Origin of the sequence: Cognatilysobacter lacus (assembly GCF_008274655.1) — a bacterium.
GTDB classification, from domain to species: Bacteria; Pseudomonadota; Gammaproteobacteria; order Xanthomonadales; family Xanthomonadaceae; genus Cognatilysobacter; species Cognatilysobacter lacus.
The window spans coordinates 1-2200 of sequence record NZ_VTRV01000242.1 but is presented as its reverse complement, the minus strand read 5'-3'; the positions used below and the strand labels follow the sequence as shown (position 1 = coordinate 2200).

The following is a 2200-nucleotide window of genomic DNA, read 5'->3' as shown; positions in this document are numbered from 1 at the left end:
CCGCGCGACACCGCCACCAGCGCCCTGCCCTCGTACATCGAGGAAATCGAGCGGGCCGCGATCCAGCACGCCCTCCAGGAAAATCGCTACAACAAGACGCGCACGGCGGCGGCGCTGGGCATCACCTTCCGCGCCCTGCGCTACAAGCTGAAGAAGCTCGGGATCGACTGACCGGCCGGCGGTGACGCGATGCGTCATCAGCCCGCCGAAGCTGACGCAGCGCGCCGGAAACCGTGAAGCCCAACGCCGCCATGCGTGACAGGCCGCCCGAAAGCGGCCCTCCCTACTGGCTCAGACGGTTTTCCCGGCGTATGCGTATTTCGGGATGAACGGATAGCGCGTACGGCGGACCAAGGACCCGGCGAGTCGTCCGTACTCATCCGTGAAGATCCAAAACCACTTCTAGGGGATACACCATGAAGAACCAGAAAGGCTTCACCCTCATCGAACTGATGATCGTCGTCGCCATCATCGCGATCCTGGCCGCCATCGCGCTGCCGCAGTACCGCAACTACACCCAGCGTTCGTCGAACGGTGCGTGCATGGCAGAAGGCAAGGCCTTCATGAATACCGCAGTGGCGGATATCGCCGATGGCCGTGCATCCACCACGTTCGTGGGCACCGCCTGCGTGAGCGGCTCGCCTTCGCAGCTGACGACCGCCATGTACAGCACGCCGGTGTCGGTGACTTTTACCCCGCAGACCAAGGGCAATGCCAGCCTGCTGGCGACCACGGTCTGCGATAGCAGCAACGGCTCCTGTACCCTCACCGTGGTGCCGTAATCGCGCTCGACGCAGCAATCGAACCCGGCGCAAGCCGGGTTCCTTATTTCGGGGGGGGGGTGCTGCCGAGCCCGGAACCGCCTCGGCGATTCCGATGCGCCACGCAGTCGTGAACCACTGGCAAGGCGAGGAAGCGCGTTCAAGCGTTAGCGGAGCTGATCGACCTGCCTCGAAGCTATTCTGCGCCATGTTGCCGTCGCGCAGGCTCGCGTCACTGGATGCGGTGGGGCGCAGAGTGCCGTGGTCCGGCACGTCCTCTAGGAAAACCGCTGCAACGATATCCGCGTCGCGGCCGCACCGACCAACATCATTCGCGCCCTGCGCACCAGGCTTAAGAAGCTCGGGATCGATTGACCCGCCGGCGTGACGCGACGCGTCAGCAGTCCGCGCAAGTTGACGCATCACGTCAGGAACCGTGCGGCGCAACGCCCCATGCGTGACAGGCCACTCGAAAGCGCGCCCCCGTAGCGGCCGAAACGGTTGGCACGGATCGTGCGGGCACACTAATGCACGGACATCGCGCACGTCAGACCAGGGACCCGGCGAGTCCCGCGTACTGTCGATGACATAAAAAACACTCCCAGGGGATACACCATGAAGAACCAGAAAGGCTTCACCCTCATCGAACTGATGATCGTCGTCGCGATCATCGCGATCCTGGCCGCCATCGCGCTGCCGCAGTACCGCAACTACACCCAGCGTTCGTCGAACGGTGCGTGCATGGCAGAAGGCAAGGCCTTCATGAATACCGCAGTGGCGGATATCGCCAACGGCCGTGCATCCGCCACCTTCGCGGGCACCGCCTGCGTGAGCGGCTCGCCTTCGCAGCTGACGACCGCCATGTACAGCACGGCGCAGTCGGTGACATTTACCCCGCAGACGAAGGGCAATGCTTCGTTGCTGGCGACCACGGTCTGCGATAGCAGCACCGGCACCTGTACCCTCACTGTGGTCCCGTAATCGCGGCCTGCGCAGCAATCAGACCCCGGCGCAAGCCGGGTTCTTTTTTTTTTTTGGGGGGGGGGGGGTGCTGCCGAGCCCGGAACCGCATGACGACTTCGATGCGCCATGCCGTCTTGAACCACCGGCAAGGCGATGCGGCAGGTATCAATCGCAAAACACATCCGTCCTCACTCGGCTGCCTTTCCGGCGCCCTGTTGACGATGCTGCGGCTGAGCACCTGCCTGAGCGGTGGGCTTCTCTTCGACGGCCAGGCCAGCGTTATCAACAACCGGGTTATGCACCGGGCCCGGCTCGATGCCGACAACCTGTCGTACGCTGCCCACAGTTATCAGCCCGGCAATGACTCAGGCCGCCGCCGTGGCGCCCGCGGACCGTTGCCCGCGCGACACCGCCACCAGCGCCCTGCCCTCGTACATCGAGGAAATCGAGCGGGCCGCGATCCAGCACGCCCTCCA

Annotated in this window: 3 protein-coding genes; all 3 read left to right on the top strand. The window is 64.3% G+C overall.

Going from position 1 to position 2200, the window contains the following annotated elements:
- Window positions 1–171: helix-turn-helix domain-containing protein (locus FW784_RS13685; RefSeq protein ID WP_328592734.1), on the top strand; the 171-nt coding region annotated here is incomplete at its 5' end.
- A 245-nt stretch (window positions 172–416) separates the two neighbouring features.
- Window positions 417–782, top strand: coding sequence for a type IV pilin protein (locus tag FW784_RS14885; RefSeq protein WP_149353877.1), 366 nt, complete (start codon window positions 417–419; stop codon window positions 780–782).
- 594 nt (window positions 783–1376) lie between these two features.
- The gene (locus FW784_RS14880; protein ID WP_149353876.1) at window positions 1377–1742 is read left to right on the top strand and encodes a prepilin-type N-terminal cleavage/methylation domain-containing protein; all 366 of its coding nucleotides are present in this window, start codon (window positions 1377–1379) and stop codon (window positions 1740–1742) included.
- Window positions 1743–2200: the final 458 nt, after the last annotated feature.

Coding starts and splice junctions, on each gene's coding strand:
- FW784_RS14885 (WP_149353877.1), top strand. CDS start 417: ATGAAGAACCAGAAAGGCTTCACCCTCATCGAACTGATGATCGTCGTC.
- FW784_RS14880 (WP_149353876.1), top strand. CDS start 1,377: ATGAAGAACCAGAAAGGCTTCACCCTCATCGAACTGATGATCGTCGTC.